The following is a 21,839-nucleotide window of genomic DNA, read 5'->3' on the forward strand; positions in this document are numbered from 1 at the left end:
TTCTTAATCTCTTTCTACTTTGTTTCTTATTAACAATACACTTTTGTATTCAAACAAAAACACCTCCATTACATTTGCACACTTAGTATGCGAATGCAAGAGGTGTTTTTTCATATACCATCAGGTAAGATTTCCTGTTTTGTTTATTTCTTGATACGTAGCTATTTTTTAGTACACGATAACTGGATCATACGTGTTCAAACTATCATAGACAGTTTTTGCAACATTAGGAAGAAGGTTCACACACCCACCTGATCCTCCTGTTAAATAAGCATTATTTCCCCAGTCTTTTCGCCAGCCGGCATCGTGGAATCCTTGACCGCTATTTGTGAATGGAACCCAGTAATCTACTTTAACTGCATAATCAGCTTTTCCTACTGCGTTACCTCTTAGCGTATATGGTGTTCGTTTATATAGGACGTACCACACACCTGGTGATGTATCTTCACCAGTACTATGTTTACCAGTTACTACATTTGTTGTAACAACTAATTTTCCATCTTTGTAAATCCAAATTTGTTGCTCTGCAATTGAAACTTCCGCATACGTGTCTCCGATGCCATTATTCGATGTTGTTTTATAACCGATACCTTCCTTCTCCCAACCATTTCCGTGAATATTAGAAGCAGAAAGCGATTTTTCGCCTTTCTCAAAGGCTTGTTGAACTTGTTTAGTTTCTTTTTCAACATCTAGTGCCCAGCCGTAGCCTTGCCCTTTTACTGATATGACTGAACCAGAATGCGTTTTAAATGAGAAATCCTTATTTAATGTTGATTTGGCATTATTAATTTCAGTAATTTTCTTCTTAATGTCACTCGCGTCAATTGTAACTTTCATATCCTTTGACATAGAGGCATTTTGAATTAAATCTTTCGCTTTTAAAGGATAAACTTCATTCTGCACTTTATACTCAACAGACTGCCCAAGAAGATTCTGTAGTGCTTTCTCCTCTTTTTTGACAATCGGATCGTCTTCTTTAATAGGTTTTATGTATGCAGACTTCAGATGAATTTCGCTTTTATATTTTTGCTTATCGTAATCTTTCAGTAGACTAGTAACGTCATACTGTTTTCCTTCAACACTTTTCGAAATAACAATTTTCCCTTGTTCTAGCTTCGCCATAGCATCTTGAGGCGCTTTTAATTTCTCATTCATAGAGATGAGCTTTTCTTCTACAAGTTTTTTCATCGTTTCACTACGATACTGATCTGCCTTCTCTGGTAGCAATGAATAATTTTCTCCCTTTGAGGAAGGGAAAAATGTCCACTGACTTTTTAATAGTTTCTTAACTTGAGGCAAATCTTTTTCCGTAAGTTCCGTTTTTGTATCTTTTTCATCTAAAATTTGTTGTTGATCAACATAGACTTTGTTTGCTAGTCCAGATGTCTTTAATTTCTGTATTGCCTGATCAGCGCTCAGACCACCAACTTTTGTGTCATTAATTGTAACATTCGAATTGAAGTGAGTTGCCTGATAATAACTCATTCCCCCAATAAGAAGTGCAATTACACCAATACCCGCTGCGATAAACTTCCAATTTGTATAACGTTTGTTTGATCTTACTCGTTTTTGATCAATTTCTTCAACTGATTCATTTGTTGTATTGTTGTTCATCAATCTTTCCCCCGTATGCATTAACGTCAAACGATTTTCAACTAAAATCATAGACTAGTGTACCTTATTTTTCCTAAAATTTCATTATTTCCGACCACATTTTATCGCAATTTAATGATTTAATTTAGATTTTTTAATAGTACGATGCATTGAACAGTCACTTACAAGTAATAAATCATTCAAAAGTGTTGCTTCCTTATATCTATCAATCTAACAGAATAAGTTCCTCCCAAAACGCTGCAAACGAACTAAATTCTCATGAATAACAGTTTGTATTCATATTTGGATACTTCAACATATTTAATTGATAAACATGAAAATTCCCCTTTAAGAAAAATATAAAAAATCAGGCAGTATACTTGAATTGCTCTCCGCAAGAGAATATACTAATAAAGCAGGCTATGACGTTCCTTCCTTCTAACTTCTTTGGCGAAATAGGGATGTTACTTTCCTGCTAAACACATAGGCTATGACAATTCTTCCTTCTTTGTAGAATTTTCAAATTGTTTTAGAGTTGTCAATTTCCTATGAAAATAATTAGACTATAAAACCTCTTTCTTCTTTGGGATTGAATAAACTTTAGTTTATCAACCATTGATGTAGAGGTTTTCTTTTCTTAATTAACAAATTACCACTTAACAACTAAATGTTATACCCCTAATTTTTCACTAAAAAATAGCTTTATACCCTCAGTGCATTTCTCTACAATTAGTGTGTTTATGCATGTAAAAATAAAAATCTACCACTGAAAGGAGGACAGTCGGACTATTCCCCCTCTTTTATAAGGAGTGAATAATCGGCGTTCTCATGAAAAATTCTATTTATATAAGAAGAAGTTTGAAAGTAATTATAAAAAGAGAAGAAAATAAACTACCGAACATGTATTTAGCCACTGCTTTAAAAAACTTGGAAAGTTTAGGATTTACTTTTTCTGAGCCTTTAATAGAAGAGTTGCAAACACTTTCGGTTGGTGCATTCACATCGTTTTACAAAGAGTTGGTAAAACATTTAAAAGAAATGGTTGGTGCACATATTCAGTTTACTCCTATGTATCCAAACTTTCCGCAACAAATGATGGATTTAAGTGACGCTGATTTATACATCAATGCCGTTATTCATTATGTGACGTTGCGCCTACCTGTATCAAAAGTAGAAGAACGACTTCCTCTTTTAGATAGCGTTGATTTGAAAGTTATTGACTTAGGAAGTGAAGAAGATTTCAATCAAATGATTTCTCAATTGATTCGTGCAAACAGCTCTATTTCCTCAACTGATAAGACAGATGTAGAATGGGCTATTACACACACTGAAGATGTTTCCTGTTTTCTACCTAATGTAATTCCTCATAAGGAAAATATGTCTTTTATAATTGGGGTTTTATTAATAAACAGAAAAATATCAGCCGATGCTGCTGCAAAGTATTTTAAAACAGCAACTGATGTTCTTCGCCTTGCAGTTGCTTTATCTGAAGGCGATGTGAGTTTAGCATCCTCCGTTCGATTCAAGAAGTTTAACCGAGCAGAAAGACGCTTCCTTTTAGGATTGTTAGAGCAATGCGGAAACATTACCGAAGATATGCTTCGATACAAAAAACGTTGGATTCGTTTAGGTGAAATTCTTCATCCAGCAGAATATCATACTCGTTTCCCAAAAACCCACCGAGCATTTGAGATTCTTCGCAACAACATTAAAGTTGAAACATTTAATGGAAAAATAGAAGCAGCTTTGTTGAATCGTGATATCATGACAGCGAAAAATCTTTTAAAAACTCGCCCGGGGGAATTTGCCAGACGCTTGGATCATTTAATCCGTTTATGTAGTGATACATCAACAGATGTTTTCAATATTCTCGAAGAGTTTCTAAGTATAATAGGAGACGTTTCTACTCCTGTATTACTTCAACTCACGGCTCATTTTAAGCATCGAAATGATAAAAATGAATTTCGCACCTTTTTTCCAAAGGGAAATGTAGCAAAAGCTATAGGTATTGAAAATACACTTCCATTTATCTCAGAGGATATTTGTTTAATGATTGTAAAAATGTGTGAAGATACTTTAAAAAATCGCTTCGCAGAACTTCCAAGTCTCGGAAAAGTATTTTTGGATGAACAGTTAAAAAATCACTTAGTTCCCTTCTCTCAACGTTCAGCCAGCAAAGCGCTTCGCACATTATCTCGAGGAAGTAAAGTAGATTTGCCAGAAGGAGATACGATTCGTTTTTTCCTATGGTGGAAAGAAGGCTATGTGAATGGACAACATACAGGACGTGTTGACATTGATTTGTCTGCTGCAATGTACGACGAAGATTGGCAATACAAAGAACATGTATCCTTCACGAACTTACGTTCAAAAAATTTCAAAGCCTACCATAGCGGAGATATTACTTCTGCACCAAAGGGAGCATCTGAATTCATTGATTTCGATATTCCGTCTGTGCTGAAATATGGTGGACGCTATGTAGTTATGACTTTGCTTTCTTACACAGACCAACCATATAAAGATTTACCAGAATGCTTTACTGGTTGGATGGTTCGTCAATATCCTGGTTCAGGTGAAATATTTGAACCTTCTACTGTTCAAGATAAAGTGGATATTACTGCCGACACCCAAATCTCTATTCCAGTTATTTTAGACTTAAAGGAACGAAAATTGATTTGGACAGATTTGTCTCTTACAAGAGATCTAACTTATGATAATACCATCGAGGCTAATCAAAAAGGTATGATACTAGTTGGAAAGGCTTTAACTAATTTAGTTAAACCGAATTTATATGACTTGTTCCGATTACATATTGAAGCTAGAGGTGAACTCGTTCAAGAAATCGAAGAAGCAGAAAGCATTTTTTCTTTGGATAAAGGGATTACTCCTTTCGATATCGAAAAAATAATATCTGATTTTATTGCTGACCCACAAGACTAACTACATTACAAACATTGATAATGTGTGGAAAATATCCATGTATAATGTCTATGTGAAACAGGACCTGATAGATAAATATCAGGTCCTGTTTTTTATTTAGTAGATACTAAATAGTCCGGTTAATCACTATTCATCTAAATACACTATACTAATAAAGTGAAATTTATTCGAAAGAAATTCATTAGTTAATACGTAACTAATTAAGAAACATTCATATACCAGCCCAAACATCTTTTCCATATCGCCCTTCATCTTGCACACGATCCAACCAATTTCTTGCTTCTTGTTCACTGACTTCATGAATTTCTTGATATGCTTGACAAAGGGTATCTTCTACATCCGGAGCCATTTTACTTCCATCACCACATATATAAAGATGAGCTCCATTATCTAATAACGAAATTAAATTGATTCTATCTTGTTTTATTAAATGCTGTACATATGTTTTTGGATGTCCCTCTAGACGAGAAAAAGCTGTGTGTAAAGAGATTAATCCATCTCTTTCATCATTTTCTAATTCTGTACGATAGAGATAATCTTTTTCAGGATGACGACAACCAAAATATAGATGCGCTTGTCCTAAGTTCATACCTTTTTGCTTTTGAACACGACGCGCTTGCAAGAATCCACGGAATGGTGCAATTCCAGTACCTGGCCCAACCATAATAATTGGTGTTTCTGGATCTTTAGGTAATTCAAAGTTTGATTGTGGCGTTCGAATGAAACAGATAATCTCATCTTTATTATGACGCTGAGCTAAGTAATTAGAAGCGACTCCTTCATATGTCCCTTCCCCACTCCATGCAGGCGCATTAACAACACCGACCGTAATGCTCAGACGATTCTGTGCAACGAGTGGAGAGCTTGAAATAGAATAGTAACGCGGTTTGAGTGCAGGAAGAAGTTCTAAAAAGCGTTCAAATCGGATTTCACAAGCCTCATACTTTTCAAGAAGGTCCAACATTGAAATCCGTTTCTTTAATATTTGTTCATGGTAAACTCCTTCTTCTAATAATGCTTCCAATTCTTTTTTATGAGGAGGACATGCTGTGAATGTTACCATTTCTCGTATTTGTGCTCGAGTGGCAGCTTCTTGAACTTCAACACTATAACTAAGAAGGTCCAATAAACTAACAGGACTGTCTAAAGGTATGTGATTTATACTTCGTCCACTTGCACTCAGTATAACTTGATCCTTCCCATTTAATCCAAAACGTTTTAAAATTCGGTTGATATTTTTCTCGCTATTAACTGGCAACACTCCAAGGTGGTCTCCTTCTTTATATGTAGCGCCTTCTGGCAAAGATACCTCGATATGTCGTGTACTTCTATCACTGCTGGATGATTGGAGTTCACGATTTTCTAGTATAGATGCATAAACTGCTTCATATGTTCGTGCAAGAGGAGATCCTCCAAGACGACTAACAAATTGTAGACTCAAAGTACTGCGCTCTTTTTCCATATTTTTGTTGAGCTCCAATCCAAATGCCTTCATCGCATCAGACCACATGTTTTGTTTCCATTGCTCAAGCTGTTCCTCGAAATCACCACTTGCATCTGCTTCTCCGCGTTTAGAAAATCTTGTTGCTCCTTTTTGAGCCATCTGCTCATCAATGTATCTTGGAATCCGTTGATAGGTACTAGCCCAATTATGATCTCCACAACCAAAAACTGCGTATTGAACACCTTTTAGCTCATCTGGTTTTAGTTCCTCCAACCATTGCACAAACTGCCCTGCATTACTTGGCGGTTTTCCATTATAAGAAGAAGTCACAATAAGTACCGCTCCTTCTTTTGGCAAACTTCCAATTCGATCGTTAAGAGCTACCACTTCCGTTTGAACCCCTTCTAAACTAGCTGTATCTGCTAATTCTCTTGCAATACCTTCTGCTACACCTGTATCCGAGCCGTACAGAACAAGAAGTGAAAGATTATCGGCCCCAATAATAGAAGGTGGCTTCTGAACGTGCTGCTTAATTTCATCGTTTTTAAGCTTGTCCTCTGTAGTTGTAAGAACAGTAGGATGACTAATAGTTTGTTTTCGGGGTAGAATCCTAATCTTAAAATCACCGGGCTTTAGCGTTAATGTTTGTTTTACGTCCAGCTGATAGTTTTGATAATCGATTAATTCAAAATGTTGAAGAAGCATTCCCATTACAAGAGTGGCTTCATGAAGTGCAAATTGCATACCGATACATGCTCTCTGGCCATTTCCAAATGGCTTATAAGCATGATGAGGAACCTTATCATGCTCTTCAAATCGTTCAGGTTGGAATTCTTCCACATTGTCTCCCCATGCATCTTTATCCCTATGTAGCTGTGGAATAAGAACAGAAATACGATCTTTTCCTTTCTTAATTGGGTATTTCCCGCCAATCACTGTATCTTCTTTTGCATAGAGACTGAATGCTGGAGCGGTAGGCCATAGACGTAGCGATTCATTTAAAATCATCCGTATATACTTCAGTTTCATAACTTGTTCGTATGTTGGAGTAGGATCTGTCAAAACACGGTCTACTTCTTCATAGGCTTTTTTCAACTTATCCGGATTCTTTAATAAAAAATAAATTGCAAAAGATAACAATCCACTTGTTGTCTCATGTCCAGCTATTAAAAAGGTAATAATTTGGAAACGAATATTTTCATCATCTAATTTTTCACCAGTTTCCGGATCTGGCACATTTAACATACGGGAAAGTAAATCATTTTCTTCCTGATCTCCACTACTTTTACGTTCAGCAATAATATTATCTACTAAAGAAAACATAGATTGAATATCATGCTGAAATTGACGTTTCGTTCTCCACATGAGTTTATCTTCTATATCCAGCCTCTGTAATTGGTGCATCGCTTCATCTAGAGCACGGATCATGCTAGTAATAAAAGGATGAGGGGTCTCACGATAAAAGCTATTGAATCGGTAATTAAAACCACATAGACCAATTGTATCTAACGTAAGACGAGTCATATCCTCCGGAACATCTACGTTTTCATTCGGATTAAGCCGTGCCCATTTTTGAACGAGTTGTACAGCAATATCGACCATCATGGCATGGTAATCTTTCATTGCCCGTTGGCTAAATGTAGGCATCAAAATATTATGAGCTTTTTTCCAGTTAGGCTCGTGAGTCTCGCTAGTAAATAATCCGTCCCCAGCAAAGGCACGAACTTTTGCTAAAGCACCCTCTATACTTTTATCGAACCGTGTTTCGTCACAAACTTCTGCTACCAATTCATGTCCAGAAACGACAATGATGGTATCACTTAAAGTTTGAATTTGAAAAATGGGACCATACTCTTCCGCTATCTTGATAAAGGATAGGGTCGGTTTATCTTTATCGATTAATGGGAGATTACCCAGCGGTCCATATGTTTTCGGCTGAGGAATGGCAGATACTTTTTTTTCCATTAAAAACACCCTTTCAAAAAAGCATGAAATAAAGATATGTAATTGATTACCTTATTTTATCTTTTCCCTAACTATTCATGATTATGATATTGCGTATAAGCTTGGCAATTAGATTTATAACTTGTAGAAAAATACTAAATTAAAATGAAGCGAATAAATATAGTTGGAGCCTTTTAATGTTGGTATTAAAAGATAATCTAAACTTGTAATGTTTATGAGAAATTGCAAACGGATCTCATCTCTTGTATTTGTTCATAAAAATGATTATTTTGATTCATTTTCTTCTAAAACACCCCAAAATAGAGAAGTTGACGAGCTTAAGATTGTAGTATTTGAAAAATCAGTGGTTTAGTTAAACCAATACAATAAGCAATATACCGTGTTACTAATGAAAGAGGACCTGATATGAACATCAGGTCCTCTTCCACTATATAATTATGTCACTGCTTCTTTCAGTTCTTTTCCCATTTTAAATACCGGCGCCTTAGTAGCAAAAATTTGTATTTCTTTATAGTTTATCTAATCAGCAAACAACTTGTAGGAATCATTATCTAACGTTTTATTCTTCTCTACCGATTTAACTTCTCGACGGCTTCCGCACTTGTATCTACACGTTTAACGAAAAAAACTAATAGTAGTGCAACAACATTCATGCCAAGCGCTACATAGAATGAATATTGAATTCCGGATAATAAAGCCTTCTGAGTTACTATTGCCTTCGTAGTTTCTGTGAAGGTTGTTGGATCTATATGAGACATTAAACTTTCAGCTTTTGTTTTTGTTACAGAGTTCATAATCGTAACAAGAATAGCAGTACCAATCGAACCGGACACTTGTTGAGCCGTATTATTAACAGCTGTACCGTGCGGATTTAAGCGAGTTGGCAATTGATTAAGACCATTTGTCATAAGTGGCATCATAACCATCGCCATCCCAAACATCCGCAGTGTGTAGATAAGAATAATATGTGTGTGACTAGAGTCAATTTGCAGACTTGCCAACATATAAGTTGAAACAGCTGTAATGGAAAGCCCCACTATGCCAAGAATCCGAGGACCATATTTATCAAATAGTTTACCTGTAATTGGTGACATAATCCCCATTATAACCGCACCTGGAAGCATCATCAGCCCAGAGCTCAGCGGCGAAATACCACGGACGTTTTGTACATAAGCTGGTGTTAAAATCATACCCGAAAACATGGCCACCGCGTTAACAATTGCAATTACAGACGCAAGTGCAAACATTGGGTACTTGTAAACACGTAAATCCAATAACGGCTCATCCATTTTTAATTGACGAATAATGAAAGCAATTAGGGCAATAGCGCCTATGATTAAGGTTGTTAAGACAAATTTATTTGTCCAACCATCGGAGCTTGCAGAACTGAATCCATATAACAAACCGCCAAAACCGACAGAAGATAATAGTAATGAGAGATAATCAAGTTTTGCATTTTTGTTTTGTTTCATGACATTCTCAGATTTCCAAATCCCTAACAGTAAGCTAATGATTGCTAACGGTAAAATCATTTCAAACAGCAAACGCCAGTCATAATACTCTACAATATAACCTGATAGTGTCGGCCCAATTGCTGGAGCTGTAATCATAACTAGTCCAAAAATCCCCATTGCTGTTCCCCTTTTTTCTCTCGGAAAGCTTACTAGCATAATATTCATTAACAAAGGTCCCATAACTGAAGAGCCTGCCGCTTGAACCATCCGACCAGTAAGTAATAAACCAAAATTCGGTGCTACAGCCGCTAAGGCAGTACCAAGAATAAAAATCACCATAGATGTAATAAATAGGCTCCTATTTGAAAAACGCGTTATTAAAAATGCTGAGGCCGGAATTAATATACCACTTACAAGCATATACCCTGTAGAAAGCCACTGGATCGTTGAATAATCTTGAATGTTTAAATCTTTCATTATTGATGGCAAGGCTACATTTAAAAGGGAGTTATTTAGAAATGAAACAAATGCCCCAATAAAAAGGATTACAAGCATTACATATGGTGGTTTTCTTTTATGTAATGTTTCACTCATATATTTAATTGCCCCTTCATTATAAATTTCATTGATTCGTTTAAATCGTTTACATATTTGCACAAGAAAACATTACCCTTGCAGTATTTTGCCAAACTCTTCGAATGGATATTCTCTTTTTAGCAATTCCACTTGCTCAACATACCATTTTAAAATCTTTTTGTTGATGAAACCTTTATAAAAACGTTTGTTAACGGAATTTAAATTAGGCTGAAATACAAAAAGAAGCAACTGAAAATACCCTTCTAAAATAAATTGAAACTTTAAATCAATGGGAATTTTACAGGCAGTGAGAAAAATCAACAAGACCACGCACCCATTCCTTTAAATACAGGCTTGTAGATCTAGTTATGTAACCATCCCAAAAAAGGAATATTACATAGGCTAAGTCTAACATTACATTTTTAAAGTGAGGGGAATTAGCGTATGCACCAATATTGGTATTTGAAGTCACAGGGAAACGGGGAACAATATAATAACCAAATTTCATTATATTTACAGCCCGAAATAACTAAATCTGAGGTAATGAATGATTTGAAGCTTCCTGAGAATTGGAGTTACCGAGTCTATCCAGTTAGTTGGGATTCATCAGCCAATTATACGGGGTTCAATCCCCAACCTCCTCCCTTCTCTTTGGGGCAGCAGCCAATTAATTATGCAGGGATAATACCACAAGGTCACCCTGCTAATTGGACTCCATTACCAGGTCATGCAGGTTTTAATTTTCAAAAACCTCCCTTCCCCTGGGCGCAACCATTCAATCATACAGGGATGTTCGCACAAGGTCATCTTGCAGCTTTACTATCGCCGCCAGCCAAGCCTTTTCATTTCAATACCAATAACTCGGGTGTTTTTGGAAACCCTCCAGGATGGGGTGGTCCGTGGGCCCCAATAGGATGGGGAAATAACGGAGGTAACGGTCAGCTAGGACTGCTTGGAAACTTACTTACAGCAGGAAAAGGCACCATGAGTGGAATAGGAATGATCAGTAGTTTAATCGGGATGGGGAAGTTCTTCTTTTAGTTAATTAGAACAGGAGAATGTGGCTGTAGCTTTAATCAGCCACATTTAAGGACAGTAATCTCCCACTTAACTTCCTAGCATAGCATTCGCGGAAATTTTAGGTGGATATGTATTGTTACAAGTTACTGTTTTACTTTGAGTACTCCTTTACTTTCTTATCAAGTGCCTTACTATAAGCATCTTTGTTTTCCTGTGATAACTCATAAACTGCTTTTTTCCAATGCTCTCCGTCTACACCTGATAAAAATTCAGTACCTTTCATTGCAGCTTCTTGAATCTTCTGTTTATCTTCTTTACCAGCATCCTTAATTAACTTCGTTGCTTTTCTTGCCTCTGTTACCCCTTCTTGTATGGATTTGTGAATGTCTTTGTATGTATCAGGTACTTTTATGTGTTCCATATTATCTAAAATTTTATCTATCTCGTTTGATGTTTTTAAAACAGCTTTTGCTTTTTCTTTATCCTTTAAGGATTCTCCTAAGTTTAGTAATAGTTCATCCTTCTTAAATTGGAACTCTACCACTTGCTCACATATGTAGTACGGATACTGTTGTTCGGAAAGTATTGTTATTGCTTTACTAGTTTGCTCAGTCTTATGAGTAGAATCTTTATCTCCTACCTCGCATCCGACTAACAGCATAAATGGAACTGCTAACGTTACTAGTTTCTTTGCTCTCATTATGTATTCTCCTTGTGGAAAGTATTGTAAGTAATTAACATATCAAACTATAACATACATTACATTATGGTTCACTTCCATTACGCTTTTAAAATGTAAAATAAGAATACACCCCATAAGCCACAAATAAGATTAATAGAATAGAAATGCCGAGTACCGTATATATAATCCATTTTAAATTTGAATTCATATCATCCTCCTACCTCTCAATAATTCCAGTATATAACAAAAAAGCATTGGATACCCAATGCTTTTTACACTTACGCAAATAAAGAAGTATTCGCATATAAAGCTGGTGAACCACCTGAATGTACGAATAAAATATTGTCTTCCTTATTAAAATTACCTTTTCTAATTAAGTCGATTAATCCCGCTACTGCCTTACCTGTATACACTGGATCAAGTAAAATACCTTCTGTTTTCGCAAGTAACTGAACTGCCTCTACCATTTCCGGCGTTGGTAACGCATAGCCTGGTCCTACATATTCATCAAAGCACGTAACAGCGTCGCGCGAGATAAAGTTTGGAATACCAACATGTGCTGAAGTTTCATCTACAAGTTTTGCTACTTTCTCTTCTTGCTCAGCTTTTCCTCTACTTACATTAATCCCGATTACAGGAATATGGCTTTGTGTTCCAGAAAAACCAGTAATTAAACCAGCATGCATACCGCCGCTACCACTTACACAAACAACTGAACTGAAATCAATTCCTTGCTCAAATGATTGCGCCATAATTTCTTGCGCACAAGCAACGTATCCCATAGCGCCTGTAGGGTTTGATCCACCAACTGGAATTACATATGGTGTATTTCCTTTTTCACTTACTTCTTTTGCTACTTTATGCATTTCTTCCATCAGGTCTGCTCCGTTCGGTACAACAATGACGTTTTCAGCACCTAATAAGTGATATAAGAAGTAGTTTCCGTTAAAGTCTCTCTTCTCTTCTGGCTCAAGCCCTTCCTCTAATACAAGAATACATTTCATTTTTTCTTTTACCGCAGCAGCAAGTGTCAGGCGGCAATGATTTGACTGAATACCACCAGCTGTAATTAACGTATCTGCACCCTTTTCCTGTGCATCTGCAACTAGAAATTCTAACTTTCTCGTCTTATTGCCACCGGCTGTTAAACCAAGTAAATCATCTCGTTTAAAATAAATAGTCGGACCACCAAGTGCTTCAGAAAAATTGTTTAACTTTTCAATTGGTGTATATGATTCTGTATATTTTTTTCTCGGGAATTTAGCTAAATTCATTGTAACGCTCCTTTTGTACTTCTTTCACAATATATGTAACGTTACTATTATTACATGTAAAAATGGTGAAGTCATCTTTCTCGGTTAAAAATGTATTAGAATTTCATTTTGATAAGTAAAACCGTACTAATGATTTTAACTTAATTACGGTACATGAAATTTATATCAACGATTTTTTAAATATATCGTTCATTACTTACAATATATCAACGATTTTTCAAATATATCGATCGTAACTTGCAGTATATCAACGATTTTCTTAATATATCGATCTATCGACAAAAAACGACAGACAGGCAACCCCTTTCTCATCAACAAAAAAAGAGCCCACACATTCAAATGCAGACTCCCTCCAATCACTTATTTACCGAAAAACGAAGTAACTGCGTTAATCCCGGCTCTAAATTCATTTCACCTTTATGGCGTACGTATACGACTTTATCTCCATCAAATTTCGGAGGGTTTGCTTTACTATACGTATGCCACTCATTCGTTCCTTCTATAGTGTACTCCATATATTCAGTTGCACCGACAATTATATTTTTACTATCATCTGCCGTTACATTTGGTGCCATCTGCGCAATTTTTGAATCACTAATTAATAACTTCTTTATATCCTTATCACGTTTGTAATCGTAAGCTGTCACAATTACATCGTTACCATATGCTTTCACTTGTAACCCTTGTTTAAATGAATAGCCATCTGGAGCAGTTTTCTCTCCTCCATTTGGTCCTGCTGACATCCAGCCTGTTTCAATCCCGCCCGTATTTACAACAGTGAAACCTTTTTCATCTCCGCCTTTAATTTTCTTTTTACCAGCCCAGTCAGGTAAGTTTAAATCCCAATGCGTATGACTCGTGAAGAAAACAACTTGCGGATAGTCTTTTAATATATCGTACAATTTATCGACGTTTAAATAATCTTGTAAGTACGGCGATTGCCTTGATCCAGATACTGTATCAGGTAAAACGTGATGAGAGAAAATGAAGATTGGCTTATTTTTATCTTTTTGACTGTACTCTTCTAAATTTTGTTTTAACCAACCTAATTGCTCATCACTCATATATACTTCGTCCCACATTTTTGAATCGTGGTATTTCATATATTTTTCCGTTCCTAAAAATAGAAGCGGATAACCGTCTAATTCTTTTTTATGATATACCTTTTCTTGTCCACTAAATTGTAAGTAGCGACCAAATAGTGTTTCTTCCGTTACACCATTTGGCCATGTACTTTGAGAAAGTTTCCCATCCGCTGTCCATTTACCAGCATAAAACTCATGATTCCCAACAGTAGACCATACATTTTCTGGATGCTTATTTTTATTTAACACACGCTTTACATCATCATATTGTGACTGTTGTCCAGTCGGCGTTATATCCCCATTCATAATAAGCGCTCTAGAAAGTGGCGTCACTTTGTTCATATCTTTTAGCACATGATCAAAATCCCCTAAATCCCCTTGAATATCACTAATAACATTAAAAGTTGTAGCTGATTTTCGGGCTTGCTCTTTCCCTTCCGCATGCACTGAAAACGTCGGTAATAATGCCGCCATAACTGCTAACGAAGCAACTGTCTTTTTCATACAAATTCTCCCCCTAATAATAGAATGTACAAACTGACATGTTCTGCTTTCTCTTAGGTGCTTGTCCAATTCACATTATAGGGGGTGATTGTAAAGATTAATGGAATAAAAAATTAAGTGTTTTTTAAGAGATTTTGTCTTTTTTACATACTCCATAGCGCTACCTTTTCAAGTATCCTATTAATATTAAATGAATGTAAAGTTACACGATAAATCTCTTGGTTTGGTATGTTGTATTTTAATCTATTTTACACTCTCTCAATAAAGCGCTTTACCCCTTCAAATTTTCTTCATTTAATCTGAATAACTCTTGTAAAATAAAATGTCCATTTTTTCTTATCAGTACATCATCAAACCAAATTTCACCACCTCCATACCCTGGTTTTTGAATGTTTACTAAATCCCAATGTATCGATATTCCCGTTGTCTGCATCATATAATAAATCTCGCATATTATTCATGGATGTAGTATATAAGGATTAAAAACTAGAGCATACTCTACAACTAGATAGATTTATTAAATGAAATAATTTTCCTACAGGGCGAAAAAATATTTTACACTGAATTTTCTGTTTATTTACCCCTTTAAGTTATATAATTAAGTAGTAATATACTTCACAAAAAAAGGATGGTGCCATGTATATGCAAAAGGAAGAATGGGTTCAAAGATTAAAAGAGGGTCGATATTATGTAACTTCTTATGAAAGTATCATGAAAAAGATACACAAACGTCCTAGCCGTATACCTGGGATATTAATTGCATTCGTATTATTGATGATCTTACCAGGAGGATTATTTAGTTATAATGATACAAGTAGTATGTTTATTATGTGGGTTTTTTTAATTGTATTTGTTGCTGCGTGGCCATCTATAATACACGTGTTTAGAAAATTTACTGCTTCTAAATATGACCCTCAAATTCAAGAATATGATCAAAAATTTCAAAGTAGTATACCAATCCCAATTAAGTATTTTTCAGTCAAAAAAATTGATGCATGTATAGTAGCGCTAGAAAGCGGAGCAGCAGATGATTTAAAAGAAGCTTTAGCAATCTGGCAAGTTACTGAAACAAGTACAGTGCAGCATACTTTGTTAGAAGAACAAAATACTCTTTTGAAACAGCAAATACGTACAACAAAACAGGCTGCAAATGCGGCAAGGGATGCGGCAGATGCTGTAGATCAACTCCGCCGTTAGTAATAGAAAACATAAAAAAAGATTCCTTCTGACAGTAGCACTCTACCATACTTTCTAACTCAGGACTTTTCACGTTGGTTAAAAGTCCTGAATCCGGTTATATCATTAGAAAAAAGACACAGAGATTCCTCTCCATGCCCACAAATCATCTACCTCTTCACCGCATGCACATAATGTACCGTCTCGAAAGCTTTCAAATAATCATTTCTTCCGGCAAAATATAATGTATTTATATCCTCTGGTGATAAATGCTCATAAATGAGTAAGCCCGCCTTCTCTAACAGTGCTTCCATTTCAGCATAAGAATAACATGACTTCATCGGTTCTCCGCCTACCGCAGCCATTTTCACCATATTTTCAACTCGATTGGACAGTCCCTTTTCCGTAAACAAATTTTCGTCGGGATAATCAAAAACGATAGAACTACCTGCCGGAACCATCTCGAATAAACATCCTAATAAACTAGCAAGTTCCTCTTTCGTTAAATAGTACGTAACACCTAAAAGGCTAAAGAAAGTCTTTTTATGTTCAAATCCTTCATTGCGTAACTGTTCATAGGAAAATCCTTTCGTAAAATCCATTGAAACAAAATGAAGGTTATTTGGAACTTCAAGTTCTACTTCTTTTATTCTTTCCTTCTTAAACGCCTGTGTAGAAGGATGATCCACTTCAAATATTTCTATTTTATTTTCTAATTCTCGGTGTCTAAAACTGAACGTATCTAAGCCTGCACCGAGTATGACGTATTGTTTCGCTCCTAATGTAATTTCATGTAGTAATACTCTTTCACAATATGCAGCACGTGCTAAAGGTGTTGGTGATAACTGAACTTGCGTAATCCAATTTAATATTTCTTTTGGATTGTCTTGAAACTGCTCTGCAATGTCTGTATTGAAAAAGTGAATCCCTTGAACCATGTTCGTTTCAATATTGTTACGTTCTTTTTGTGAAATGAACTCTTTAGCTACATAATCATCAAAGATTTTCGGATTATCAAATTCACTATGATATGCCCTGCTGAAAGCTGATACTAACGACGTTACACTTGCTTCACCTTGTTTCACGCACATACACTCTCCTTCATTTTCACAACAAAAATAGGGTTCCCCTGGCCAGGAGAACCCTATTATACACCTTATTTTCGTATTGGTAAATTATAGCATAAATAAGTTTTTTTGTCAAGTTTCCAGCCTGCTACGCTCCAACAATTTTTGTAATCTCTAGCAGGATGACTTCGATCTACACCGAATATTCCAGTTTATAACAACACAAATGGAGGGCGTCATGAAAAGATTAGTTATCATTACAGTTGGAAAAACTACATTTGCTAAAGAGTACTCCCCTACCCCAAATAAGAGATTATAAAAATTACATAATCATAGATTATTATGCAAATACTTCCTCTAGACGGCGCAGATGGTATATAATGATGGAAGAATCTACTTCTATATGCTCAATTTTACACAAAACAGCTCATGCATATGAAAGAAAAGAGGTACAAAAATATGAAAACAAAACAAACAATCGCTGCGTCTACACTAGCTTTAGCAATGATTGCTGGCGCGAACTCTGCTCATGCGGAAGTAAATGATGCTACTCCTCAGCAAAGTACGGGAGATCGATTAGCTGAAATTAAGCAACATAAACAAGAGTTAGATGCGAAATTGCAGCAACACAAAGAAAACGTGGATCAAACATTGAATGAACTTAACAAAGTTAAGGAAAATGTTGATACGAAGGTGAATGAACTACATGAACGTAAACAAGTTGCTGATGAAAAAATTAACGAGATTAAACAACATAAACAAGAGTTAGATGCAAAACTTCAGCAAGACAAACAAATCGCCGAAGATAAAATCGCTGAAATTAAAGAGCATAAAAAACAAGTAGAAGATAAAGTTGCTGAAGTAAAAGAGCATAAGCAAAATATCGATAACAAAGTGAATGAGATTAAAGAACATAAACAAACTGTCGATGAAAAAGTGAATGAAATGAAGCAACATAAAGAGAACATTGATCAAAAGGTTAATGAACTTAAGGAAGTTAAAAAACAAGTAGATGAAAAATTAGCTGAGTTAAAGAAAGCGAAACAAACTGCTGAAGACAAACTCGCTGAACTAAAAGAAAACAAGCCGAATACTGGTAACACGTTAGAAGAACTTAAGAAAATTAAAGGCAATTTAGACAGTCTTTCCGCTAACTTAGAACTAGCTAAACAAGATGTAAAAAACAAACTAGCTGAATTACAAAAGGCTAGAGAAGATTTACTAAATAAAATTAACGAAATTAAACAATCGAAACAAACTGTTTCAGACGATTTAACAAAGAAAAAACAAGACTTAGATATTAAAATCAACGACTTTAAGCATACTGAGAAAAAAATTGACGACAAATTAGCTGAGTTACATACAACGAAGCAAAATGTTGATAACAAGATTAATGAAGTATCACAGTCCAAACAAACGCAAGCAGATAATGGTACTAAAAACAATAACGCTAAAGAACTTCCTAACGCTGGTAGCGAGCAATCAAACAATATGGCTCTAGGAATGCTATCTGTATTAGGCGGTGTTTTATTACTTACTCGTAATAAAATTAAAACGTTATTCTCTAAATAAATCCATTAAAAAAAGGAAAACCGCACATACATGTACGGTTTTCCTTTTTTTATATTAACTGTCCATCTCGAAGCGTCAATATACGATCACATACATCAAGCATTCTTTCATCATGTGTAATCATAATTGCTGCTTTTTGGCTCTCTTTCACTTCACGTTTCATCATTTCTACAACTTCACGTGCGCGTTTTGAGTCTAAGCTTGCCGTTGGCTCATCCGCTAATATTAAATCTGGGTTGTTCATGAACGCACGAGCGATTGCTACCCTTTGTTTTTCCCCGCCAGATAGTTGATTTGGATAATGATTCTTTCTTTCTCCTAATCCAAATGCCGCTAATAAATGATCTGCACGCTTTTCGGATTCTTGTTTATTTTCTTTTTTTAGCTTTGCAATATAAAGCAATTGTTCTTTCACATTTAAATATGGAACAAGGTTTGCAAACTGGAAAATGAAGCCGATTTTTTTCAAACGAATATCTGTCATTTCCTTTTCTGATAACTGTGTAATATTTTGCTCACGAATGTAAATATCCCCTTTTGACGGTGATAATAATGCACCCGCGATTGATAATAACGTACTTTTCCCTGATCCAGAAGGACCGACGATTCCGATAAACTCTCCAGCTTTCACATCAAGCGACATCGGATGAAGGGCTGTTACTTCCGTATTCCCTTCTCCGTACACTTTACTTACTTTGTCTAATTTCAATAATGAAGTCATTACATCCCGCCTCCAATTGCTTCTAATGCATCAACTTTTAATACTTGGTATAACGAAATAAGTGTTCCTAAAATACTAATTACGATAAAGATTGCTGCGTATTGTGCAATCATCGGTGTTGTTAATAAGAACGGCATACCCGCTGGTAAAATTTGTTTTAATCCTTGTACAAGAACGATACTAATTACCATCGCAACGACTGATAAGAATAACGCCTGTACGACTAAACTATTTGCTAAATACGAGTTCTTCGTACCAATTGCTTTTAACACACCTAATTGCTGTGTTTTTTGTAGTGTAATAACATAGAAGAATACACCGATTAATAACGCAGCGATCACAAGTAAGAACGCAATGATCATCGTTAATGTTCCTTGCTCTTCTTTAAATCCTGGAATACTTTGCAGTACTTCTTTTTTATCGATAACGTGAGCATTTTTAATTTCTTTATCTGTGTTAAGTGCAATTGCACTATAATCTTTTTGGTTTGGTTGTGAAATAGATCCCCATACGTCTTCATTTACATAAACGACTGGTGTATGGCTAAACATTTGATCTTTCGTAAATCCGACGATTGTAAATTCTTTCTTTGAAACAGGATCGATAATTGTATCTCCAATATCGATTCCCTTCTCTTTAATCGATTCATCAGCAACCATCTCGTTGTTTGCTGTACCTAATTTCTCACCTTTTACAATGTTCGGTTCTAAAAATGAATCTCGTTCGCTTGAGAAAATAGCGATATCAACCTTTTTCGAACTATCTTTCTTTTCATATGTTGAAACTTTCACACGAAACGGAACTGCCTCTTTCTCACCTACTTGACTTACTACGTTATCTACATCGTCTTTCTTAATTTGTGAACGAAGTAATTTATTTTCCGCATCATCTGCTAAAACGAACTTATTTGCCTCCATATTTTGAATCGATGAAGCATTATCATATGATAATCCATTTGCTAATCCTGAAATAACAAGGACTAAAAATGATAATAACACCATAATCAATCCGATTAATCCGTATCTTAATTTTGATTGTTTTAATTCACGCAGAGCTAAAAACATTTCGCTCGCTCCTTCCTCTTTCTTTCTATGCACTTATCATAAAAAAGAAATATGAACGGAATATGAACAGAAGATTACAGAGGGGAAATTAAATTACAGCGGATACTTTTTGAGCGCGGGAAAGGTGCGGCTTTATAGCGGAAATGGGAGTACGTGAAATTTATATCAGCGATTTTTCAAATATATCAGCGCAACTGGAATTATATCGGCGGTTTTCACAATATATCGGCGCAACTCAAATTATATCAGCGATTTTCCGATTATATCGACTTACCGACAAAAAACGACAAAAAGAAGAGGCCGTTCCGAAACAGCCTCTTTCATCTATTTAGGAAGTTCAACCCGAACAGTCGTCCCTTCCCCTTTCGTGCTATATACCGAAACGGTCCCTTTATGCAGTTCAACAATCTTCTGCACGATTGATAATCCTAAACCGCTACCTTCTACGTTTCTTGCCCTTGCTGTATCTACTTTGTAAAAACGGTCAAAAATACGATCCATTTCTTCTTTTTCCATACCGATTCCGTTGTCTGATATAGAAATTATAACGCTAGACTCTAACTCTTCCACGAAAAACTCAATCGTTCCACCATCGTTTGAAAACTTAATGCTATTCGTGAAAATGTTACTCCATACTTGATGAAGTAAGTTTTCATCACCTTGTATTGTAATGTCTGGTACATCAAATTCAACGGCGATATCTTTCTCACGCCATTTCCATTCGAGCATAAAAATAACGTCTTTAATTTGCTTCTGCAAATTGAATTCTTTTATTTGTAGAACTTTCTCCTCCTTATCTAATGAAGCGAGCGTAAGTAACTGTTTACATAAACTAGACATTCGCTTACTTTCGCCCTCAATAATTTGTAAGTAATGATTTCTTTCTTCCTCACTCATCTTTTCTGTTTGCAACGTTTTTGAAAAACCTTGTATGGAAGAAAGCGGCGACTGGAATTCATGTGAAACGTTCGAAACAAATTCTTGTCTCATTTCATCTAATTCTTTAATACTTTTCGTCATCTTTTGGAAGCTTGTAGATAACGTTCCTATTTCATCTTTTCGTTTTACGTCTAATTCAATTTTATATTCCCCACTCGCAATTTTTTGCGTAGCCTTCGTAAATTTACGGATTGGGCGAACGATATAACCTGCTGCAATCGCTATAAAGATAATGCTTAATAGTACGATAAACCCAAGTAATACCGCTAAGAAAATTCGCATTTCGCCAAATTGGTTCTGAATGTCGGGGCGAATAAATAACGCGTACTGTTTATCACCGTGCTTTACCGGTACACCGACACTATTTATTAATTCATTATCGAAAAAACCGGTAATAAATAGGCGAGTCGGATATGTAGAAACACCATTAAATGTTTCACCTTGCAATACTTTATGGACTGTATCATCACTTATCGTCGTCTTACGAAACGCATTGCCGATACGCTTTCCATTCTTTTGATCATCGACAATATAAATTTCATACCCTAACTTTGCAATAGAATGCAAATACGTCTCTTGATTTTCTTCACTTTGCTTTTCATATAACGATTTAACTTCTTCCGCATACTTTAAAATCTTTTCACTATTATACGGTTTTAACTTCACTTGATAATATACGTTCGTTAATAAAAAGCCGATAATACTACTAAGTAGCATAATGCCGACCGTCATAAATACAAATCTAGAATATAGTGATTTCATC

The 21,839-nt window shown here is 35.6% G+C and carries 15 protein-coding genes and 1 pseudogene; 4 read left to right on the forward strand and 12 right to left on the reverse strand.

From position 1 onward, the window contains the following. Positions 1-168: 168 nt before the first annotated feature. On the reverse strand, positions 169-1,614 hold the full coding sequence (locus tag ACTFR3_RS03605) for a L,D-transpeptidase family protein (protein ID WP_440044168.1): 1,446 nt from the start codon (positions 1,612-1,614) through the stop codon (positions 169-171). Positions 1,615-2,421: 807 nt separating this feature from the next. Between ACTFR3_RS03605 and ACTFR3_RS03610 the strand changes: the two genes are divergently transcribed. Further along, positions 2,422-4,533: a TerD family protein gene (locus tag ACTFR3_RS03610; protein WP_135277239.1), complete on the forward strand. Its 2,112-nt coding sequence runs from the start codon at positions 2,422-2,424 to the stop codon at positions 4,531-4,533. Between the two features lie 211 nt (positions 4,534-4,744). On the opposite strand, the gene cypD is transcribed toward ACTFR3_RS03610, so the two are convergent. The 3 genes from cypD to ACTFR3_RS03625 all read right to left on the reverse strand — a co-directional run bounded on the left by cypD (position 4,745) and on the right by ACTFR3_RS03625 (position 10,302). Beyond that, positions 4,745-7,942: a bifunctional P-450/NADPH--P450 reductase gene (gene cypD / locus ACTFR3_RS03615; RefSeq protein WP_440044169.1), complete on the reverse strand. Its 3,198-nt coding sequence runs from the start codon at positions 7,940-7,942 to the stop codon at positions 4,745-4,747. Between the two features lie 569 nt (positions 7,943-8,511). Beyond that, entirely contained in the window at positions 8,512-9,990 is a 1,479-nt protein-coding gene (locus ACTFR3_RS03620; protein WP_135277235.1) for a DHA2 family efflux MFS transporter permease subunit, read from the reverse strand. Positions 9,991-10,062: 72 nt separating this feature from the next. Next, positions 10,063-10,302, reverse strand: a complete 240-nt coding sequence (locus tag ACTFR3_RS03625; protein WP_000243463.1) for a hypothetical protein — start codon at positions 10,300-10,302, stop codon at positions 10,063-10,065. Positions 10,303-10,416: 114 nt separating this feature from the next. Here ACTFR3_RS03625 and ACTFR3_RS03630 point away from each other — a divergent pair, with 114 nt between their 5' ends. Further along, on the forward strand, positions 10,417-11,013 hold the full coding sequence (locus tag ACTFR3_RS03630) for a hypothetical protein (RefSeq protein WP_440041508.1): 597 nt from the start codon (positions 10,417-10,419) through the stop codon (positions 11,011-11,013). A gap of 130 nt (positions 11,014-11,143) precedes the next feature. On the opposite strand, the gene ACTFR3_RS03635 is transcribed toward ACTFR3_RS03630, so the two are convergent. The 4 genes and pseudogenes from ACTFR3_RS03635 to ACTFR3_RS03650 form a co-directional block, all read right to left on the reverse strand. Next, the gene (locus tag ACTFR3_RS03635) at positions 11,144-11,692 is read right to left on the reverse strand and encodes a hypothetical protein (RefSeq protein WP_001201796.1); all 549 of its coding nucleotides are present in this window, start codon (positions 11,690-11,692) and stop codon (positions 11,144-11,146) included. 260 nt (positions 11,693-11,952) lie between these two features. After that, complete coding sequence (locus ACTFR3_RS03640; RefSeq protein WP_044307402.1) at positions 11,953-12,948, reverse strand: D-cysteine desulfhydrase; 996 nt, start codon at positions 12,946-12,948, stop codon at positions 11,953-11,955. 356 nt (positions 12,949-13,304) lie between these two features. Then, positions 13,305-14,537: a DUF4073 domain-containing protein gene (locus ACTFR3_RS03645; RefSeq protein WP_135277231.1), complete on the reverse strand. Its 1,233-nt coding sequence runs from the start codon at positions 14,535-14,537 to the stop codon at positions 13,305-13,307. 271 nt (positions 14,538-14,808) lie between these two features. Then, a pseudogene (locus ACTFR3_RS03650) lies at positions 14,809-15,036 on the reverse strand (aminopeptidase); the annotation flags it as partial. Positions 15,037-15,173: 137 nt separating this feature from the next. Between ACTFR3_RS03650 and ACTFR3_RS03655 the strand changes: the two are divergent. Continuing rightward, positions 15,174-15,734, forward strand: a complete 561-nt coding sequence (locus tag ACTFR3_RS03655) for a hypothetical protein (RefSeq protein WP_049108434.1) — start codon at positions 15,174-15,176, stop codon at positions 15,732-15,734. Between the two features lie 149 nt (positions 15,735-15,883). Here ACTFR3_RS03655 and ACTFR3_RS03660 read toward each other — a convergent pair whose 3' ends face one another. Continuing rightward, positions 15,884-16,804 (reverse strand): class I SAM-dependent methyltransferase, encoded by a 921-nt coding sequence (locus ACTFR3_RS03660; RefSeq protein ID WP_119683670.1) that lies wholly within the window; start codon positions 16,802-16,804, stop codon positions 15,884-15,886. 435 nt (positions 16,805-17,239) lie between these two features. Here ACTFR3_RS03660 and ACTFR3_RS03665 point away from each other — a divergent pair, with 435 nt between their 5' ends. Further along, positions 17,240-18,352: an LPXTG cell wall anchor domain-containing protein gene (locus tag ACTFR3_RS03665; protein ID WP_061457448.1), complete on the forward strand. Its 1,113-nt coding sequence runs from the start codon at positions 17,240-17,242 to the stop codon at positions 18,350-18,352. A gap of 49 nt (positions 18,353-18,401) precedes the next feature. On the opposite strand, the gene ACTFR3_RS03670 is transcribed toward ACTFR3_RS03665, so the two are convergent. The 3 genes from ACTFR3_RS03670 to ACTFR3_RS03680 all read right to left on the reverse strand — a co-directional run bounded on the left by ACTFR3_RS03670 (position 18,402) and on the right by ACTFR3_RS03680 (position 21,838). Then, the gene (locus tag ACTFR3_RS03670; protein WP_053564001.1) at positions 18,402-19,073 is read right to left on the reverse strand and encodes an ABC transporter ATP-binding protein; all 672 of its coding nucleotides are present in this window, start codon (positions 19,071-19,073) and stop codon (positions 18,402-18,404) included. Beyond that, positions 19,073-20,137: an ABC transporter permease gene (locus ACTFR3_RS03675; protein ID WP_440041501.1), complete on the reverse strand. Its 1,065-nt coding sequence runs from the start codon at positions 20,135-20,137 to the stop codon at positions 19,073-19,075. The genes ACTFR3_RS03670 and ACTFR3_RS03675 overlap by 1 nt, the downstream gene beginning before the upstream one ends. 324 nt (positions 20,138-20,461) lie before the next feature. Further along, positions 20,462-21,838, reverse strand: coding sequence for a sensor histidine kinase (locus tag ACTFR3_RS03680; RefSeq protein WP_438882621.1), 1,377 nt, complete (start codon positions 21,836-21,838; stop codon positions 20,462-20,464). Between the last annotated feature and the right edge of the window lies 1 nt (position 21,839).

This window comes from Bacillus cereus group sp. MYBK14-1 (assembly GCF_051916885.1).
Taxonomy (GTDB): Bacteria; Bacillota; Bacilli; order Bacillales; family Bacillaceae_G; genus Bacillus_A; species Bacillus_A cereus.